General features: G+C 52.9%; 14 protein-coding genes. 8 read left to right on the top strand and 6 right to left on the bottom strand.

What is annotated here, in order from left to right; translation table 11 throughout:
- Nucleotides 1-9: 9 nt before the first annotated feature.
- Both CWE14_RS11815 and CWE14_RS11820 read left to right on the top strand, forming a co-directional pair.
- Entirely contained in the window at nt 10-528 is a 519-nt protein-coding gene (locus CWE14_RS11815) for a TIGR03546 family protein (RefSeq protein WP_126799563.1), read from the top strand.
- Between the two features lie 2 nt (nt 529-530).
- Nucleotides 531-2,312: a TIGR03545 family protein gene (locus tag CWE14_RS11820; RefSeq protein WP_126799564.1), complete on the top strand. Its 1,782-nt coding sequence runs from the start codon at nt 531-533 to the stop codon at nt 2,310-2,312.
- Between the two features lie 56 nt (nt 2,313-2,368).
- On the opposite strand, the gene CWE14_RS11825 is transcribed toward CWE14_RS11820, so the two are convergent.
- From CWE14_RS11825 to CWE14_RS11835, 3 genes are read right to left on the bottom strand one after another with little or no spacing between them, the layout of a single operon-like run.
- A complete protein-coding gene (locus CWE14_RS11825; protein WP_126799565.1) occupies nt 2,369-3,589 on the bottom strand; it encodes an E22 family MetX-like putative esterase in 1,221 nt (406 codons plus the stop codon).
- A complete protein-coding gene (locus CWE14_RS11830; RefSeq protein ID WP_241972397.1) occupies nt 3,586-5,280 on the bottom strand; it encodes a long-chain fatty acid--CoA ligase in 1,695 nt (564 codons plus the stop codon). Before CWE14_RS11830 ends, CWE14_RS11825 begins: the two co-directional genes overlap by 4 nt.
- Before the next feature lie 9 nt (nt 5,281-5,289).
- Nucleotides 5,290-6,585 (bottom strand): GntP family permease, encoded by a 1,296-nt coding sequence (locus CWE14_RS11835; RefSeq protein ID WP_126799566.1) that lies wholly within the window; start codon nt 6,583-6,585, stop codon nt 5,290-5,292.
- 203 nt (nt 6,586-6,788) lie between these two features.
- On the opposite strand from CWE14_RS11835, the gene CWE14_RS11840 reads away from it, so the two are divergent.
- Both CWE14_RS11840 and CWE14_RS11845 read left to right on the top strand, forming a co-directional pair.
- Entirely contained in the window at nt 6,789-9,026 is a 2,238-nt protein-coding gene (locus tag CWE14_RS11840) for a TonB-dependent receptor (RefSeq protein ID WP_126799567.1), read from the top strand.
- A 143-nt stretch (nt 9,027-9,169) separates the two neighbouring features.
- Nucleotides 9,170-9,865, top strand: coding sequence for a response regulator (locus tag CWE14_RS11845; RefSeq protein WP_126799568.1), 696 nt, complete (start codon nt 9,170-9,172; stop codon nt 9,863-9,865).
- A gap of 17 nt (nt 9,866-9,882) precedes the next feature.
- Here the strand turns inward: CWE14_RS11845 and CWE14_RS11850 are convergent, their stop codons facing one another.
- Entirely contained in the window at nt 9,883-13,278 is a 3,396-nt protein-coding gene (locus CWE14_RS11850) for a hybrid sensor histidine kinase/response regulator (protein WP_126799569.1), read from the bottom strand.
- Between the two features lie 2 nt (nt 13,279-13,280).
- Entirely contained in the window at nt 13,281-13,898 is a 618-nt protein-coding gene (locus CWE14_RS11855) for a trimeric intracellular cation channel family protein (protein WP_126790170.1), read from the bottom strand.
- Between the two features lie 171 nt (nt 13,899-14,069).
- Here CWE14_RS11855 and CWE14_RS11860 point away from each other — a divergent pair, with 171 nt between their 5' ends.
- The 4 genes from CWE14_RS11860 to secF all read left to right on the top strand — a co-directional run bounded on the left by CWE14_RS11860 (nt 14,070) and on the right by secF (nt 18,965).
- Nucleotides 14,070-15,644 (top strand): sigma 54-interacting transcriptional regulator, encoded by a 1,575-nt coding sequence (locus tag CWE14_RS11860; RefSeq protein WP_126799570.1) that lies wholly within the window; start codon nt 14,070-14,072, stop codon nt 15,642-15,644.
- 144 nt (nt 15,645-15,788) lie between these two features.
- Complete coding sequence (gene yajC, locus CWE14_RS11865) at nt 15,789-16,124, top strand: preprotein translocase subunit YajC (protein WP_126790092.1); 336 nt, start codon at nt 15,789-15,791, stop codon at nt 16,122-16,124.
- A gap of 24 nt (nt 16,125-16,148) precedes the next feature.
- Complete coding sequence (secD, locus tag CWE14_RS11870) at nt 16,149-17,999, top strand: protein translocase subunit SecD (protein WP_126799571.1); 1,851 nt, start codon at nt 16,149-16,151, stop codon at nt 17,997-17,999.
- 9 nt (nt 18,000-18,008) lie between these two features.
- Nucleotides 18,009-18,965 carry a protein translocase subunit SecF gene (gene secF, locus CWE14_RS11875; RefSeq protein WP_126799572.1) on the top strand — a complete coding sequence of 319 codons (957 nt, stop codon included), beginning with the start codon at nt 18,009-18,011 and terminating at the stop codon, nt 18,963-18,965.
- Between the two features lie 48 nt (nt 18,966-19,013).
- Here secF and CWE14_RS11880 read toward each other — a convergent pair whose 3' ends face one another.
- The gene (locus CWE14_RS11880) at nt 19,014-19,451 is read right to left on the bottom strand and encodes a Csu type fimbrial protein (protein WP_157981820.1); all 438 of its coding nucleotides are present in this window, start codon (nt 19,449-19,451) and stop codon (nt 19,014-19,016) included.
- Nucleotides 19,452-19,470: the final 19 nt, after the last annotated feature.

Below are 19,470 nucleotides of genomic sequence, written 5' to 3' on the forward strand. Positions count from 1 at the left end.
GGGTATTCTATGTTAGGAATGCTTGCCCGTTTGCTCAAAGCGCTGAACTCGGAGTCGGGGCCCTGGGCAATCGCCTGGGCCTTTGTCCTTGGCATGATCATGGGGCTGACGCCGCTGTTTAGTCTGCATAATTTAGTGATTCTATTTCTTGCCATGTCGCTGCGGGTTAATTTCAGCGGCTTCCTGCTGGCCTGGATTTTCTTTTCCGGTGTGGCCTATTTGTTTGACCCGGTCGCGGACTGGATTGGTGAGGCCTTACTTCAGGCCGATGCCTTGCAAGGGCTTTGGGTCAGCCTGTATGACAACCCGCTGGCGCGGCTGCTGCAATTTAACCACACCATCACCTTAGGCTCGCTGGTTTTTGCATTGGCGTTTGCACCAGTCTGGTTGTTTATCAGTTATTACCTGATTATTAATTACCGCCAGCGGGTCCAGGCATGGTTTGTGAAACTGAGAGTGGTGCAGGGGCTGAAAGGCTCTAAATTCTGGAGTGTGTATCAGCGTGTTAACGGACTACGAGGAGGCTAACCATGAATAAATATATTCGTTGGCAGGGCCTGCTGACATTCGTTGGATTTTTTGCTGTTCTATTTCTGCTGGTGTATTTATTTGCGGCACCGCTGATGCGTTGGGGCCTGACCACCGGCCTGACCCGAGTAAACGGGGCTGAAGTCAATATTGATAAACTTGATTTACGCTGGTCACCTTTCGCGCTGGAGCTGCAAAAGGTTCAGTTTACAGACCCTGAAACGCCTGAGCTAAACCGCTTTCAGGCTGATCGCGTCGCCTTTGAAATGCAGCTGTTGCAAGCGATGATTGGGCGTATCTATATCGATGAGCTAAATGCTGATGGCATTGTGATGGGGGTTGAGCGCGAGAGCCGGGGTAAAGTTCGCGCCGATTATATTGCTGAGCGGGAAGCTGAGGGTGACACACCGACCTGGGGCGAGCGCTTCGCCGAGCTTGGCTTTGAATTTCCGGACGTCGATGAGTTACTTGAGCGCAGTGAAATTCGCACCCCTGAGGTTATTGAAACTACCTCAACCCGCAGCCGCGAAAGCCGTGACAATGTTGAGGGTAGTCGTGACCAGCTGCCGGATAGCGAGCGCATAGAGAGCTATGAAGAACGGTTAGATGCACTGCGTGAAGCACGGCCGCGCTCGATAGAAGAGTTCGAAGAATTGCGTCAGACCTTGAGTGAACTGCGTGATGACATGCGTACGGATCGTGATGCGGTACGCGAGTTTAAAAACTCAGTCGAAAGTGCGTACCAGCAGGTTAGTGAAGACGTCCAGCGTTTGCGTGATGCGCCTTCGGCAGATATTGACCGGGTCCGCAGACTGATAGCGATGGATGATGAAGCTATTAGTGATATGGCTGGCATTTTATTCGGGCCGCAGGTGCAGCGCTGGACCGATTATGCACTGGTCGCTTATGACTTTGTCGCGCCTATGCTACAACGTGAAGCGGAAGATAAGCCTACTCGCTGGGAAGGGCGCCATATTGATTTCGACCGTGGTAACCGGCCGGTATTTTTGATTGCACTGGCTACGACCTCGATGCGTATCGGCGAAGTTGACCTGGCGCTGCGCTGGGACAATATTACCTGGCAGCATGAGCGTATCGGCAGCCCGACCACCTATCGTCTTGAGCTTAGTGAAAGCCCTTACTGGCAGAGTCTGAATGCAGACGGTAACTTTTTTATTAATGAAGCCATCGAATTCAGCGGTCAGCAACAATGGGCGCTGCAAGGTGCTCAGTTGTCGGCGCAAACGCTGCTTGAGCAGCGTGATATTCGCATTGATATGGCCGAGGCGATGATTAATAGCCGGGGTGATATCCGCATTGAGAACGGTCGCTTTAGTGGTGGTGGCAACGCTGACCTAAGTGCGGTTGACCTGAGCACAGAAGGAGAGCGCAGCTGGACCGCGATGCTTGGCAGTGCGTTACAGCAAATCAATGCCTTTGATCTCGATATTGGCCTTGAAGGGCGCATTGGTTCACCGCGACTGCGGATTGATTCTGACCTTGATAACCAGTTGTCATCCGCCTTATCAGGCGTTGTTCAGGAGTATGCCAGTAGTCAGTTGGCTGATGTACAGGCCCGCTTACAGGGCCAGGTGGACGAAGCATTAGGCGATATTCAACCGCGTCTGGAGCAGATCCAGCAACTGCGTAGCCTGGCTGAAGAGCGCGAAAGCACCCTTCAGGGCATGCTTGATGAAGAGCTGGATAATTTGCGTGACAGCGCCCGGGACGAATTAGAAAACCGTTTGCGCGACGTAATCCGGGGTCGACTCGGGGGCGGTTAAGCAGAGTTGTATATGGCAGAACCCATCGCCTGGTAGAGCAGGCGATGGGTTTTTTATTACTCTGAACGCTGCCGCTTCTCGGCGAGAAAGGTTTTTAGCCGATCCGCCTGAGTCGCAATAGAGACCAGACCGTCTAAATGCCCCCAATCTCCTTCGATTTCGACATACTGACTCTCTTTGCCAAGTCGCAGCAGGCTTTCATGGGCGTGCCGGGCCATACTCGGATGTAGCAACAAATCATTCTTCGCTGGCATAAACAGAGCAGAGGCTTGCAGCCTGGCTAACCCCTGATCCAGGTTGTCCTGCATACCCGCGATAAATAACTGATTCGCCCGTATCAGGTAAAGAATATGGTTGGCGTCGGCGTAACGGGCGCGCTCAGAAGCTCGCTGCCGCAGCCATTCTACCTGTGGGTGAACGGCAAGGGGATCCTCCAACGCGGCGGTGTCGAGAGTATTAAAATCACTGAACATCGCGTTGATTGCCCGAGGGTGCATAGCCTGTAAGCTGATTTGCATAATGCTTTGGCGGAGTCCTGCCTGCGGACCGACGCTGGTAGTCTCGTCGTCATTTCTTTGGCTATAGTAGTTGCCCTGATCCCAGTTGGGGTCGTTAAGAATAGGCTCGGCCCATTGTTGCAATGACAATAGCGTCCAGGGATCGGTTTGCGCCATACCAATCACAGACACCATACGGTCCACTTTATCCGGATAAGCGACAGCCCATTCAAGTGCCTGCAACGAGCCCATGGACGCTCCGATCACGGCATGTAAGCGTTCAATCCCGAGGCTTTCTAACACCTCTTTTTGTACATTGACGAAATCGCGGATAGTGACAACCGGGAATTCAAGTGCATAAGCCTGACCTGTATTCGGGTTAATACTGGCGGGACCTGTGGTGGTCACATAGGGGTTATGCGGCTCTTGATTGACCAGCGTGTCGATGCTGATAACAAAGTATTTGTCGGTATCGATTGCCTTACCGGGGCCGACGATGGCGTCCCAATAGCCAAGTGCGCCGCCGTCTTCATAGCGGCCCGCGACATGGCTGGAGCCGGAGAAAAAGTGGGTAATGAGAATGGCGTTATCGGCCTCTTCGTTGAGTTCACCATAGCTTTGCCAGCCGACTTCGAACTGATCGATTTGTTGCCCGTTAAAAAAAGTAAATGCACCGCCCTGATAAACCTGTTTGCTCACCAGTTGGTCGTTCGCTATGGCGGACAGGGAGAGTGCGCTGACCAGGCACAACGCGCTGATAACGGAGTTGATTAGTTTCATAACGATTCCTTATTCGGCAGCTCAGACTTGCTGGCGGCAGGCATTAAATAATCGGCGTACTGATCGCGCAGCACGTTCTTGGTTAGTTTACCGGTGCCGGTGTGAGGCAGACTCTCGACGAAGACAATGTCATCCGGCGTCCACCATTTGGCGATCTTCCCTTCGAGAAACTTATAGATCGCGGCTTTGTTGTCGCTTTCGCCGGGATTTAGCACCGTTAGTAGCAAAGGACGCTCATCCCACTTCGGATGACGAACGCCAATGACACAGCATTCGTTGACCGCAGGATGTTGCGAGACGATGTCCTCAATTTCCAACGAACTAATCCATTCGCCACCACTTTTGATCACGTCTTTCTTGCGGTCGACCACTCGCATGTAGCCATTGGCTGCGATCACTGCGATATCACCGGTCGCTAGCCAGCCATTCGGGAAGCTGCTGAGATCGCTTTGTTTATAGTACTGACTGCAGATCCAGGGCCCCCGTACTCTAAGTTCGCCGCGGGTTTCACCGTCATGGGGCAGCGCACGGTCGTTGCTGTCAAAGATTTCCATCTCGACCCCAAATACGGCACGTCCAGCGGTGGTTTGAATCTGATACCTGTGGGCATCGGGTAACCTCAGAATTTCCGCCGTGGGCGGCGCTGAGGTTGCCAGCGGACCCGTTTCGGTCATGCCCCAGATAGGTTGCCAGTAGACGTTGTAACGGGTGTCAAAGGTTTTCACCAGGCCCATCGGCGAGGCCGCACCTCCGACACAGACCCGCTGCAAGGGAACATCGGTAATCGCCTGTTCCGCCAGGTAGTTATGCAGGGTAAGCCAGATCGTGGGAACCCCGAGACCAATGCTAACCCGGTAGTCGCGGATTAATTGCCAGACGGATTCACCGTCCATGCCATTGCCCGGTAGCACCAGTGCGCAACCGGCCAGCGGCGCAGCATAAGGGGCACCCCAGGCACCAGCATGGTACATAGCGACCATTGGCATCAGTACACTGTCCTGACGCAGCCCCAAAAGTGCCTCCGAGGCGGTAGCCTGCGCATGTAAAACCATCGCCCGGTGTGAATAGAGCACACCCTTGGGGTGGCCGGTCGTGCCGGATGTGTAACACAGCAAGGCTCCGAGGTTTTCATCCAGCATGGGCCAGTCGTAGTCGGTGGGCATTTTCGCTAGTAGTTGCTCGTAGCATTGAGTGGGTAAGACGGTAGCTGGCATGTGCTCATCGTCGGTTAGTACGATCACGCCTTTGATTTTTGGCAGTCGACTGAAAATGGGTTCCAGCAACGGCAGAAAATCGAGGTCTACAAAAATGTAGGTGTCTTCTGCATGATTGATAATGTATTCAATCTGCTCGCTGAATAGCCTTGGATTGACGGTGTGAAGGACCGCACCAATGCCGCTGACGGCGTAATAAAGCTCAAGGTGACGATGGGTATTCCAGGCCATGCTGGCAATGCAGTCGCCGGGTTCAATGTGCAACCGGGTCAATGCGTGGGCCAGTTGGGCGCTGCGCTGCAGTGTCTGCTCGTAGTTGGTATGGTGAATCTCACCTTCCACAGTCCGGCTTATAATGCGCTGCTGTGGATGGTTGCGCGCAGCATGGCGCAGCAGGTCGATGATCCGTAAGGGGGTGCGCATCATATTCGCGGAGATCCCCTGGCTGGATGACAATGAAGGTTCAAACGATTGCATGAGAGCCCCTTAGAATAGATTGAACAGTGCAATAGCCAGCGCCAGACCGATCACCGGCACCACGACGGTCACCGCAGCAACCGGACCATAGGCGGCGCTGTGGGTTTCGTTGCAGATGGCGCGAATGGTGGTGACCACGTAACCATTGTGCGGCAGGGAGTCGAGCGCACCTGAGGATATCGAGACAATCCGGTGCAGTTCGTCAGGGTGCACGCCGGCATCCAGATAATGGGGACCGATTTCCGGCAGGGCGATTGCCTGTCCACCGGATGCACTGCCGGTTAACCCGGCAATAACGCTCACCGCGATGGCCGCGCCAACCAGTTCATTGCCCGGAATTGCAGTCATTGCTATAACCGCCGCCTCAAACCCCGGTGTCACCTTAGCCACCGAACCAAAACCGACTACTGCAGCGGTGTTACCGATTGCAATCAAGGCCCCTGTGGTAGCGTCGCTCATGGCATTTTGAATATTGTTAAAATAGCGCCAGTTAATCAAAGTCAGGCTCAGAACACCGCCTAATAAGGCAACGATAAGCGCCATTTGCTGCAGCCGTTCGTGAAAAAAGAATGACAGTGCAAGCACCACTAAAAGTGGAATAAGACCAGTAATCGGGTGTGGACGTCGACGGTCAGCTACCTCAGGATCGCTGGCCCGCGACTGAAAATGCTCACCGCGGGAAATCGCCGCCAGAATCATGTGGCGCAACCACCAGTACCCGATAATAGCCATAAATACAGCCACCACCAGACTCACCTCCCAGGCTGCGTACGGCGAGGTGCCAAGGTAGGCAATCGGAATCCAGTTCTGGATCTCCGGTGAACCCGCTGAGGTCATGGTGAAGGTGACTGAGCCAAACGCCAGCGCGGCAGGAATAAAACGGCGGGGCAGATTGGCGTCCTTAAATAGAGACAATGCCATCGGGTAAACGGAAAATGCGACGATAAACACGCTGACGCCACCGTAGGTTAAAATGGCACAGGCGAGGACCACTGCAAGCACCGCGTTTTTCATTCCGATACGCCCAACAATCCACTCTGCAACGCTGTCGGCGGCACCAGTGTCTTCCATGAATTTACCAAACATAGAGCCGAGTAAAAACATAAAGAACCAGGCGGCAACAAAGCCCGCGAAACCATCCATATAGTTTTCTACGAAGTTTATCTCACCGAGAAAAACCGGAATACCGCTGGTCAGGGCGACAAGCAGCGCACACAGTGGTGCACTTATGAAGAGGTTCCACCCCCTCAGTGTCATTACAATGAGCAGCACCAGGCCGCCAACCAATCCTATGATACTTAACATGCGTTACCTCAAACTAGTGATTAACAGTCCTGCCATGACGTTAAGAGCACCTGCCGCTATTGTGCGTCAGGTTCGGATAATGCCCCATAGTACTATGGTACAGATCACAAATTGCCAACATTCGGTTAAAGTCTATCCGCCATGACATAAGAATGAGTACCAGAACACAGAATCTGGATATCTAATAATTAGAGGAAACACTCATGAATAAGCAGACATTTAATCGCTCTCTGATTGCATTAACCGTTGCATCGGTTACTAGTGGGATCAGTATGTCGGTGTCAGCGCAGGACCAGGCGGACGCTGAGGACGAACAGGGGTTGGAACGGATTCAGGTGACCGCGCGACGTTCGGTTGAGAACCTGCAGGAAGTGCCTGTGGCGGTGACCTCGTTTAGTGCAGCAGATATGGATCAGGTTGGGTTAGGCGACATTACTGAACTGCAGCAACGCTTACCGAATACCACGCTGCAGGTAAGTCGGGGCACCAACTCGACGTTGACCGCCTACATCCGCGGCATTGGTCAGCAGGACCCGTTGTGGGGCTTCGAACCAGGGGTAGGTATTTACATCGATGATGTCTACATTGCCCGGCCACAGGGGGCGGTGCTTGAAGTCTTTGATGTAGAACGGGTCGAGGTACTACGGGGCCCTCAGGGGACCTTGTACGGTAAAAACACCATCGGTGGTGCGATGAAATATGTTACCCGCGATTTAACCGGTGATACTGAAGGGCATATTCAGGGCACCGTCGGGAGCTATAATCAGCGCGACCTAAAACTGAGCGGCCAAACGGCACTGACTGATAACTTCTATGTGGGTGGCGCTTTTGCCACCCTGAACCGCGATGGCTTTGGTGAATTCCGCAACACCGGTGATGAAAACTACAACAAAGAACTTATGACGGGTCGTATTAGTGCCCTGTGGAACGCCAGCGACCGGATCCAGCTGCGTTTTTCGGCTGACCGCACCGATGACCATTCTAATTCGCGTGGTGGCTACCGGCTGACGCCGAGCCAGGTCAGTGAGCAACAGCCGTATGACAGTGTGTTTGATTCCGATACCGCGTTGCCCGTGCGCAACCGTGTCCGCACCGAAGGCGCGTCAGTGACTGTTGACTGGGAACTCAATAACGACTGGATGTTCAAGTCAGTTACCGCCTACCGTGAAGGGTATACTAATACCAACATCGACTTTGACTCGACGCCAAATCCGGCACTGTTGGTTCCGGCTATTTATGAGGATGACCAGTTTACGCAGGAGCTTCAGTTAAATTACAGCAGTATCGATTTCAACTTCGTTGGCGGGCTCTATTTTTATGAAGGTGAGGCCTGTGGGGTGTTTGGAACTATTCTTGGACTGGCTGGTGTGACTGTGGAAAACGGTGGCTGTGTGGATACCTCAAGCCAGGCCATTTTTGGTCAGGGTACCTATGATTTAACCAGTCAGTGGTCGATTACTTTGGGTGGCCGTTATACTCAGGATGACAAAACCGCCGATGTATTTAGAGCAACCTATCTGGGAATGAAGTTCCTCGACGATGAAGCAGAGCCTTTCGCCGTAAACTCGAACTTTGAGACAGAGGCCGACTGGAGTCGCTTTTCACCCCACGCCAGCGTTCGTTATCGGGCAAATTCAAACCTGATGTATTACGCAAGTTACAGCAATGGCTTTAAGTCTGGCGGTGTTGATATGCGCGCAGATGCTAGCCTGAACCCGGATGCGAGTGAGCCATATGACCCGGAAATTGTTGACACCTATGAAGCTGGTATAAAGGCAGAATTCTGGAACCGTAGAATGCGCATGAATGCGGCCGTTTTCTACAGTGACTATCAGGATATGCAGGTGACCGTTCAGCGTGCTGTTGAGAACGGTGTCGCTTCGCAGGTTCTGAATGCTGCCGATGCAACGGTGCAGGGTTTTGAAATTGAAAGTATTTTTGCCCTGACTGACTTGTTGTCAGTTAATGCCACCATAGGTTTCGTCGACGCCAGCTTTGATGAGGTAGCCTTCTTTAATCCGCAGACTCAGCAGGTTGATGACGTTTCTGACCTTTGGTCATTTGCAAATACACCGGAGTGGAGTGCTAACTTGGGAATCACTCATGAGTTCCCAAGCCAGTATGGTGATTTTGTCTGGTCAGGGAACCTCGCGTACCGCAGCGATACGCAAATCTTTGAGGTTCCATCGTTACTGGATATGGATGCCTACACCCTGGCGAATACCAGCGTGGTCTGGTACTCCAATGACGGGCGCTGGAATGCAGGGTTACATATCAAGAACCTGTTTGATAAAGAGTATCGCTTAGCAGGCTACAATTTCGCAGCACCACGCGATGATCAGGGCAATGTTATAGGCCCGGGCCTGGGTGGTGAAGATACTATCGTTGGTTATTACGGTGAACCGAGAACTGTGTCGCTCTCTGTGGGCTATCGCTTTTAAGTCGGATAATTAAAAGCCAGCTCTCAGCTGTTGCCACCGGCTCGGGAAACCGTTCCGGTGGCTTTTTTTACGCTGCTTGTTTTAAAGTCCTTTTTTGCCAGCAATGCCGTTACACTAGAAAATAAAGGTTGAGGAGACTACGTATGACCAATCAGGCTAAAGCAGTTATCGCAGATGACCATCCGTTGTTCCGTGCCGCTTTGCACCAGGCGTTATCGGCAAGCCTTGGCGATGCTATTGAAGAAGTGTCGAGTTACGCCAGCCTGCGTGATTATTTGCAAAGCACACCACGCGCAGACCAGGTAGAACTGATATTTCTAGATCTAAATATGCCCGGGAATCAAGGGCTGACGGGGCTCGGCGCGCTGCGTAACGCATACCCTGGTATTCTGGTGGTGGTAGTGTCGGCCAACGAACAGCTTGACGTTATTCGTCGTGCGTTGGACCTTGGAGCCAGCGCCTATATTCCAAAGTCAGTGCCGCTGGAGGCACTTAACGAGGCAGTCGGGCAAGTGTTAGCAGGCGAAACCTGGGTCCCGCAAGCGATTCGCCGCGAGCTTCAGGCGCAGCCGCAGAATACAGCGAAGAGTATAGCCGAGCAGGCATTTGCAGCGCAGCTTGAACAACTGACTCCGCAACAGTTCAAAGTGCTGCAATGCATTGCGGACGGGCTGCTCAATAAACAAATTGCCTACCAGCTGAATGTTCAGGAGACCACCATAAAACAGCATGTGTCGGCGATTCTGCGCAAGTTTGCAGTCAACAACCGGACGCAGGCAGGTATATTGTTCCGCCAGATGTTACGGGTAGAAGACGACACGGCGGTGACCGAGCTTTGAAATTCAAGCTTTGAACTTCAAGCTTTGTTAAGTAAGCGTTTGAGCAGTCGTTTGAGGGCGGCGGTCTTTACCGGTTTGGGAATGAATAACGCATCTGCATCCGCTGCTGCCTGACGAATAGACTCACTGTCATCAGCAGAATTGAGAATTGCCGCCAATGGGCTTTTATATCTCGTCCGAACCGCATCAATCATCTCGACACCGGTGGTATTGTTATCTAAATGGTAGTCGACCACCATCACATCCGGTGCCTGCTGCAACTGATCTAACTGGCTGATATCGCTTAGCCGGGTAACCTTAGCGCCCCACTCTTCAAGTATGCCTGCCAGGGCGCTCAGTACCTGGGGGTCATTATCGACTGCAAGCACATGACGATGCAGAAGGAAGGCATCAACACCGGGAACGGAACTGATGACTGGCGCAGGAGCTGGTTCTTTCTGGTATCCCTGAAGGGGCACGCTCAGGTTAAAACAGGTCCCTTTTCCGGGTTGGGACTGAATACTGATAGGCAGACCGAGCAAGCGTGCAATTCGTTCCACGATGGCCAGGCCGAGACCTAACCCTGGGTTATCCCCTCGACTTTCGAGTTGCTGAAACTCGTCAAATATCAGGTGTAACTTGTCTTCTGCGATACCAATTCCAGTATCAAGGACCTGAATATCTATATAGGCACCACGACGGCGTACCCCGCATACCACCTTGCCATGGTCGGTGTAACGTATCGCGTTGGAGAGTAAATTCTGCAATATTCGCTGGAGCAGTTTGCGGTCGCTTCGAACCACCGCACTGGTGGCCTGGAATTGTAATGAGAGTCCTTGATCCTGAGCCACCACGCTAAATGCATTGTCTAGATTATGAAAAATTTCCTGCAAGGGGACTTCGGTTATTTGTGCCTGCATTGAGCGCGAGTCAAGTTTAGTGATCTCAAGCAGCATGCTAAGGAGTTCTTCAGCATTGTGCAGCGAAAGCTGGACCTGCCTGACGATACTGGCATTGTCTCCCTGTAACCGCTGCAACAGCATGTCACACAGTAGGGTTGCGGCATTGAACGGTTGCATTAGATCGTGGCTGGCGGCCGCAAAGAAACGGGTTTTACTTAAATGGGCTTCTTCAGCTGCTTGCTTAGCGGTACTCAGATCACGGGTCCGCTCGGCCACGCGTTGCTCAAGTTCCTGATTAGTCCGTTTCAGTTCACGCTGGGTCTCGACCAGCTCGGTTATATCGGTGTAGGTGGTGACGAAACCGCCCTCCGGCATGGGGTTGCCCTGGAGTTCGATCATGCGGGTGCCATGAGCACGCTGATACCGGTAGGCGCTGCCTGCGCGGAGGAAGTGCAGGCGTTTCTCCACCTCCGCTTCCAGCTGCTGCTGGCTTTTATCGCCAAACAGTCCGCGTTCGGCGTTGTAACGTAACAACTCGTCCACTGGCATGCCGGCATGAATTTGCTGCTCGGGGTAGGCAAATATTTCCAGGTAGCGGCGGTTCCAGGCGACCAGCCGCAGGTCGTTATCGACCACGCTAATCCCCTGTGGAATATTCTCGACCGACGCCTGTAAAAGCTCGCGGTTAAATTTATACATTCGGGAGGCTTCAGTCGCCCAGTTAACAACCTGGTCAAGAGGTAAATCGGGTTGTTGCTCGAGGCTTTCGAATATCAGCCGGCTGGCGGTGCTGCCGATAGCGCCTGCCAGTTCGCGTTCCACCTGACGAACCAGCGCTGGCGCTACCCTGGTGTCGGCTGGTTGAGTTAGCAACGAGGTATTGAGTCGGTTCTCCAGCGCCTGAATATCACTCTCGTCGACAAAGCGGGCAAGTACGCTGCGCAGGCGCCCCCAGCTAATTTCGGTTTCTCCCTGAAGGCTTGTTGATGACGCTGAGTCAGAGTTCAGCCCATTGCTTTGCTGGCTATTGCGACGAGGGCCTGGCAGTAGCATCGAAACAAAAATGTACAACAGCAGGTTGGCGCTGAGGCTCAGCCAGATGCCCTGGCTTAATCGGGCTTCGAAATTTGCATCGATTGAAGGACTGACACTATGCAGGGCTGGCCACACAAGAAGCCATGCCCAGACCAGGGTGCCAAGCAGAATACCACTGAGGGCGCCATAGCGGGTACCTTTTGACCACAACATGGGACCGAGCATAGACGGAGCCAGCTGGATCAATAGCGCCATGGCAATGACACCATTGCTAACCAGCGGGAGCCCGGCTTCTGTTAGCTGATGGTAGCCCCAGGCCAGCGCAATAATTGCGACCATTGAAAGGCGGCGAATATTCAAGATGGCGGTCGAGGTAAACTTGCGAGCCCGGCTGCCTGGCGTACTGTGGCGCACCCATAGCGGCGTGATTAGGTCATTGGCGATCATAATACTTAGCGCCAGGGTTGCCATGAGCACCATGCTGGTGGCAGCACTCAAGCCACCAATGAACGCGATGAGTGTGACCAGTGGCTGCTCTGCAGCAATCGGCAACGAGAGCATGAAGGTATCTGTTACCTGCGCCTGCGGTGTCAGCATGATGCCTGCCAGCGCAATAGGCAGAATAAAGAAGTTAATCGCGAACAGGTAGAGTGGAAATCCCCAGCGAGCGGTCTTTAATTCGCGTTCATCGGTGTTCTCAATGAAGGTGACCTGAAACTGGCGTGGCAGGACAAACATCGACAGCGCACCGAGTAGCATATGGGTGACAAAGATATAGCCACCATTGGGAGCTCCTGACAGCACCGCCCGGGCCTGCGGATCAGCCGCTGCCTGAAGTAACAAATCCGCCATCCCATCGAACAGATAGTAGGTTACGAATACGCCAACCAGCATAAAACTGAACAACTTAACCAGTGACTCGAAGGCGACCATGTTCATCAGCCCCGGATGTTGCTCTGACAGGCTTAAGCGGCGAGCGCCGAATAAAATGGCAAACCCCATCATAACAATGGCAACCAGGGTTGAGACATCGTTGAACCAGGGAAGGCTCGCTGCACTAAACCCGGTGACGGCGGCGAAACTGGCGGTGACCGCGCGCAGCTGAAGTGCAATATAAGGGATCAGAGCAACCAGCGTAATCATCGCTACCAGCCCGGCAAGCCACTGAGACTTGCCGTAACCCGAACCGATAAAATCGGCAATGGAGGTTATGTTGCGTCGTTTGATAACTCGCAACATGCGCAGTTGCAAGCCGTGAGCGAAAAGGAAGACCGCGATGGCACCTAAATAGGTTGGCGCAAACGACCAGCCGTAATAGGCGGACTGGGTAACTGTGCCGTAGAACGCCCAGCTGGTGCAATGCACGCCGAGTGCCAGGGTGTAACGCCAGGGAGCAGGTCGTTGTGCCCGTGGTTTACGCTCGCCGCGCGACGCAATGTAGAAGAGTAATAACAAATAGAGGCTGGCAACGAGAAGAACGCTTGCAACCCCTAACATGGTTAATGTTTATCCTGTTGCTCGTTAAATACCGGCAGCGACCAGTGGTAGCGCAGTGCGCCCATCCGTAACGTGAAGGTGATAACCAATGCGACAATCATCGCCAGAGCGTCGCTGTAGGGGTACAACAGGACGAAGGCGGTGGCCCCGGCAATGCAGGTCGTGGCGTAGAGCTCGCTTTTCAGTACCAGCGGTACTTCACGGGCGACGACGTCACGCAACATACCGCCAAACACGGCGGTCATGGTACCAAGAATAATGGCGGTGAACCCGCTAACGCCGCTGTTGAGGGCTTTCTCTGCACCAAGCACGGTGAAAAACGCGATACCCAAAGCGTCCGCTAAAAGGAGCCGGTTGACCGGAATATAAGCGCGAAAACGAAGCCAGCCAATGGTCAGCATGGCCGCGCTTAGAATGACCACGAAATACGTCGCATCGTGCAACCAGAAAACGGGTGCATCGAGAATTAAATCGCGAGTGGTGCCGCCGCCAATTGCAGTTAATGACGCCAGTACGACCACGCCGAACCCGTCCATGTGTTTGCGAAACGCGAGCAGTGTGCCTGATACTGCAAAGACAGCAACGCCCAGCAGATCTGTAATATAAAACCAGTCCAGCATATAAGTGGTGAGAACCCGGATAATGTGATGAAAGAACAAAGTGTGCCAGCATTATATCTGGTTTCAAACGCTTTTAGTTATTAGTATGGCCATTACTATGGAAAAATGGGCTCATGTCAGTCTAGACAAATGCAATAATAACAAGGCGATGCCGTTTAAAAAGGAGGGCGAGTGAGTAATCATTTTGACGAGCCTACACAACAGTTCTCGAATCGCGGTCAGGCGGTGTGCAAAAGCACTCGGGATGCGCTGTTGCCCGTTGCAATTATTGCCTGTCACCCGGATCCGAATCGACTCGGAGAGTTTTGTGCTTTGGATGGCTTAATGCAGTTTGGCGAGCAGGAAATTAATCGCCATTGGCCGGAGTTTCATACCACTACAAGCAGTATTGGTCAGGGCTTGTCGGTACCTCAGGTCAGCCGTAAGTCGATGCGGCTGGTGCGGGAAGGTGGGTTGACGTTTATATTGCGACGTCAGGACTATTCAGCGCCGGTTTCACTGAACGGCGAGGTCTTACAGGACGAGCTTCGAATAGACCAGCAAAGCCTGGAGCAAGGGGTCGAACTTTGCCTCGGTGACCACGTGATGCTTTTCATTAAGTGCATGCCGGAACCCGCTATGCTGCAGGATGATCTGGGTCTGGTTGGGATTAGCCAGGGCGTGCAGCAGGTTCGCGAGCGTATCGGTAAAGTGGCGTCGATGGATGAGCCGGTTCTTATTCGCGGGGCCACTGGTACCGGTAAAGAACTGGTGGCTCAGGCCATCCGGCGTCAGTCAAAGCGTTTTGGCAAGCCGTTTATTGTCGCGAATATTCCAGCCATGCAGCCGTCGCTGGCAGTATCTGAGTTATTTGGCGCGGTCAAAGGCGCGTTTACCGGCGCGTCCACGGACCGCAAAGGGTACTTTCAGGCCGCTCATCAGGGAACCTTGTTTCTGGATGAAATCGGCGAGGCCTCCCAGGATGTGCAGGCGATGTTGTTGCGTGCACTGGAAAGTCAGCAAGTGGTGCCGGTAGGGTCGACCGAGGCCGACCAGGTAAATGTGCGGGTTATCGCGGCGACCGATGCCAATCTGGAAGCCCAGGGAGAGAATGAATTTAAACAGCCCCTGTTGCACCGCCTGAGTAGTTATCAGATATTTTTGCCGCCGTTAGCAGAGCGACGTGAAGATATTCCGGCTTTATTACGCAATTTTCTGCAGGGGCACTGGCTAAAAGTTGAAGGCAGCGATAGTCTGCCTGTCTCATTTGAGGCGCCCTGGCTTAGTTGCGACCTGGTTCGTCAGGTGATGCAGGCCCCCTGGCCGGGAAATGTACGCCAGTTGCTGAATATAACCCGCCAGTTGGTGGTCGATAGCCGTGGCGACCAGCACCTGCAAATGGACCCGCATTTACTGAGCAGTTTAAGCCACAGCTCGGTAACGGGCGAAGCCGGGCGTGTTGCAGAGCCGGCGACAGTAAAACGTCGCAAACCGAGCCAAATTACTCAGGACGAGCTGCTCAAAGCACTGCAGAATCAGCGCTACGACATGCAGGCGACCGCTGATGAACTAGGTATTTCGCGGGGCTCTGTGTACGAGTTGATAAAACGTCATCCGCAGTTGCGCGCGGTTGGGGATATCCCGGACAGTGAGCTGCGGCAGGCTTATCAGGACAGTGGCGGCGACCTCGAGCAAATGACGACGCGATTGCAGGTGTCGAGAATTGGTTTGCTCAGGCGCTTACGAAGTATGGGGATCGATGCCTGACCGTTTAGATTTGCGCCGCTTTTAGGTAGAATGCGGCGCTATTTTAAAAATATTTTAGTCGGTAATGCTTGTGTGTCACTCCGGTGGACCCAATAACTCACTGGAATGACGCCCTAATTTATTACAATTTACAGAGGAACTACTATGGATTTTCTAATTTCAAGCGCACATGCTGCGGCGCCGGGCCAGGCTGAAGGTGGCACATTTTCATTGATTATCATGCTGGCACTGTTCGGTCTGGTTTTTTACTTCATGATTTATCGCCCGCAGAGCAAGCGAGTAAAAGAGCACAAAAACCTGGTTCAGGCATTGGGCAAAGGTGACGAAGTACTGATCCAGGGTGGCCTGGTAGGGCGCATTGTGAAAGTATCAGACGACAATGATTTCATGGTAGTTGAAGTTGCAGAAGGCGTGGAAATGACAGTGCAGAAAAGTGCTGTAGCTGCGGTTCTGCCAAAAGGTACTATCAAAACTCTGTAACGCCCGCTCTGGAAGGACGTACTCGTGTTAAATTATTACCCGAAGTGGAAGTACCTGATGGTGATCGCCGTGGTCCTCATCGGGGCCCTGTATGCGTTGCCTAATTTGTATGGGGAAGACCCTGCTATTCAGATTTCGGCAACGCGCAGCGGGGAGATAAATACCACCACTCTGCAGCAGGTCGAGTCCGTATTGCGGTCTGAAAGCATTGAGCCACGTGGAATTAGCATGGAAGACGGTCAGATCCTGATCCGTCTTAACTCGGATGATGCACAGCTTGCTGCGCAGGACGTGTTGGCGACTGAGCTTGGTCGCGATTACATTGTTGCGCTCAATCTGGCACCTGCTCAACCAGCCTGGCTGGCGGCCCTTGGTGGTCAGCCATTAAAATTGGGGCTGGATTTGCGTGGTGGTGTTCACTTCCTGATGGAAGTGGACATGGAAGAAGCGATGAAGAAAATCCGTGAGCAAATGGTGACTGAAGTTCGCAGTAGCTTACGTGAAGAAGGTATTCGCTATAGTGGGGTTGAGGAAGACGGTAACGATGTTCGGATCACCTTGCGTAGTGCTGCGGATTTAGAGCAAGCCAACAATGCCTTGCGCAATACCTACCAGGGTTACACCACAGATGTCGATGGTGATTCGAATTCGCTTCGTCTGGAAATGACAGATGAGTATCTGCAGGAAACCCGGGTCAATGCGATTTCTCAGAATATTACGATTCTCCGCAACCGGGTTAATGAACTGGGCGTTGCTGAGCCGGTGATTCAGCGTCAGGGGCAAGACCGTATAGTGGTTGAGCTACCGGGTGTGCAGGACACTGCACGAGCGAAAGAAATTCTTGGCGCCACGGCGACTCTGGAATTCCGTTTTGTGGATACAGAGAATGACTTACGTGATGCACAATCAGGACGGGTACCTTTTGGTAGCCGCCTGTATGACGTGCGCGGCGGCGGTCAGCAGTTGCTGGAAAACCGGATTATTCTTACCGGTGACCACATCGTTAATGCAAGCTCGGGCTTTGATGAAAACAATCGGGCGCAGGTAAACATCCAGCTTGATTCTGCCGGCGGTAACATGATGTCACTGGCAACCCGTGACCGCATTGGCGATCCGATGGCAACGGTTTTCATCGAGTTCATTGCCACTGGTGAAACCACTGAAGACGGGCGCATCGACTTTGAACGTGTGGAAGAGGTTGTTTCGGTGGCGACGATTCAGGCGCGTTTGGGCTCAAACTTTCGCATTACCGGTGTTGGTTCGCCTGCCGATGCACAGAACCTGGCGCTCTTGCTGCGTGCCGGTGCACTGATAGCACCGATTCAGATTGTCGAAGAACGCACTGTAGGCCCAAGCTTAGGGGCGCAGAATATTCGTGACGGTCTGACTGCCATTGTCTCGGGCTTCGTTCTGGTTCTGCTGTTCATGGGTATCTATTATCGTAAGTTTGGTTTAGTTGCCAACGCCGCGCTGTTTACCAACTTAGTCCTGATTGTCGGCGTTATGTCGCTTATCCCGGGGGCTACTCTGACCATGCCGGGCATGGCGGGTATTCTGCTTACGGTGGGCATGGCGGTTGATGCCAATGTGCTTATTTTTGAGCGTATCAGGGAAGAGCTTAAAGAAGGACGCAGCCCGCAGCAGGCGATTAAACACGGCTATGACAACGCGCTGTCATCGATTGCGGATGGTAATATTACCACTCTGATTGCGGCCATTATCCTGTTCGCAGTGGGCACCGGACCGATTAAAGGGTTCGCAGTGACACTGGCGATAGGTATTTTGACGTCGATGTTTACCGCTATCATTGGTACCCGTGCCATCGTCAACTTCGCGTGGGGCCGTAAAAAACGCCTCAGCAAGCTATCCATTTAGGGGATTAGAATGTTTGAGATTACAAAGGTTGATGAAAACCGCCCCTTAAACTTTATGAAACTGAGTACCCCAACGGCGATTCTCAGTGTCATTTTGTTACTGGTGGCGATAGTGACTATGGCTGGCAAAGGGTTGAACTGGGGACTGGATTTTACCGGTGGTACGCTGGTAGAAGTCGGTTTCTCGCAGCCCGCGGACCTGGAGCAGCTGCGTGACGTGTTGGCCGACAACGAGCTGAGTGATGCGGTGGTACAGAACTTCGGTTCGTCACGCGATATCCTGGTTCGGGTGCCGCCACGTCCAGAAATGGCGGACGCTGATTCAGTCGGCGATAACCTGTTCCAACTCCTTCGCAGTGAAGTCGACAGTGATCTGGAAATGCGCCGGGTTGAGTTTGTCGGCCCCAGTGTAGGTGAGGAGCTGGCAGAAGCCGGTGGCCTGGCGATGATCGTGGCAGCTATTTGTATCCTTATCTACGTGTCATTCCGCTTTGAATGGCGGATTGCGCTGGCGTCGGTGATTGGCTTGGTACAGGACGTGGTGATGATCCTCGGATTGTTCTCGATCCTGCAAATTGAAGTTGATTTGACGATTCTGGCGGCATTGCTTGCAGTTATCGGTTACTCGCTGAATGACAGTATTGTTATTTCAGACCGTATTCGTGAGAACTTCCGTAAGCTACGCAACACTGAAGTGCAGGATGTGATCAATATTTCACTCAGTCAGTGTCTGAGCCGAACTCTGATTACCTCGTTGACCACCATTATGGTGCTCTTCACGCTGCTGTTTTTCGGCGGTCAGATGGTCAGTGGCTTTGCTCTGGCGATGCTGGTTGGTGTGGTAGTGGGTACCTACTCGTCGACATTTACCCGTACTACCATCATGGTAGCGCTGGGTATTTCGCGGGAAGACTTGATGCCACCAGAGGTGGAGAAAGAGGGCGAAGAGCAGGACAATCTGCTGTAGCGCTACTTTTACTCAATGAAGGCCAGCTTTTAAGCTGGCCTTTTTATTTTAAAACTCAACGGTCACTGTGATGGTGTCGGTATAGAAGCCGGGAGTTACATTTTGTCGCGCTGGAATACGTCCGTACAGATCATGGTTCGTGGCGCCATCGGTTGTCCCTGAGACCACGGTGGAAACGCCACTGCCGTCCCCCCACACCTGGCTGTAGGCGGCATCTATATAGAGGTTATAGATAAGTGTCGACTGGTCGCCCGTTAAATAGCGTTCAGTGTAGCTACCCGTTCCGGCACTCAGCAGCACGGTATAGCTGGTTGACGGCGTACAGCTGACAGTCAGGTTACCTACGCCTTCAGTGGGCGATTCGTCAAACACGTCATACTGACCGAAACTTAACCCCTCAGCACTAATGGTGCAATCTGCCAGGGCAGGTGCTGAAACCAACAGGCAGGCTAGACTGGCTAGGGCAGTGCGCTGTGTTGTTGTCATAGTTGGTACCTTTATCAGA

Source organism: Aliidiomarina soli (genome assembly GCF_003986975.1).
GTDB classification, from domain to species: domain Bacteria; phylum Pseudomonadota; class Gammaproteobacteria; order Enterobacterales; family Alteromonadaceae; genus Aliidiomarina; species Aliidiomarina soli.

Bases quoted from the DNA above. Each gene is read 5' to 3' on its own strand.
- CWE14_RS11850 (WP_126799569.1), bottom strand. From the start codon at position 13,278: ATGTTAGGGGTTGCAAGCGTTCTTCTCGTTGCCAGCCTCTATTTGTTA.
- CWE14_RS11855 (WP_126790170.1), bottom strand. From the start codon at position 13,898: ATGCTGGACTGGTTTTATATTACAGATCTGCTGGGCGTTGCTGTCTTT.
- secF (WP_126799572.1), top strand. From the start codon at position 18,009: ATGTTTGAGATTACAAAGGTTGATGAAAACCGCCCCTTAAACTTTATG.
- CWE14_RS11830 (WP_241972397.1), bottom strand. From the start codon at position 5,280: ATGCAATCGTTTGAACCTTCATTGTCATCCAGCCAGGGGATCTCCGCG.
- CWE14_RS11845 (WP_126799568.1), top strand. From the start codon at position 9,170: ATGACCAATCAGGCTAAAGCAGTTATCGCAGATGACCATCCGTTGTTC.
- CWE14_RS11825 (WP_126799565.1), bottom strand. From the start codon at position 3,589: ATGAAACTAATCAACTCCGTTATCAGCGCGTTGTGCCTGGTCAGCGCA.
- CWE14_RS11835 (WP_126799566.1), bottom strand. From the start codon at position 6,585: ATGTTAAGTATCATAGGATTGGTTGGCGGCCTGGTGCTGCTCATTGTA.
- CWE14_RS11820 (WP_126799564.1), top strand. From the start codon at position 531: ATGAATAAATATATTCGTTGGCAGGGCCTGCTGACATTCGTTGGATTT.
- CWE14_RS11880 (WP_157981820.1), bottom strand. From the start codon at position 19,451: ATGACAACAACACAGCGCACTGCCCTAGCCAGTCTAGCCTGCCTGTTG.
- CWE14_RS11840 (WP_126799567.1), top strand. From the start codon at position 6,789: ATGAATAAGCAGACATTTAATCGCTCTCTGATTGCATTAACCGTTGCA.
- yajC (WP_126790092.1), top strand. From the start codon at position 15,789: ATGGATTTTCTAATTTCAAGCGCACATGCTGCGGCGCCGGGCCAGGCT.
- CWE14_RS11815 (WP_126799563.1), top strand. From the start codon at position 10: ATGTTAGGAATGCTTGCCCGTTTGCTCAAAGCGCTGAACTCGGAGTCG.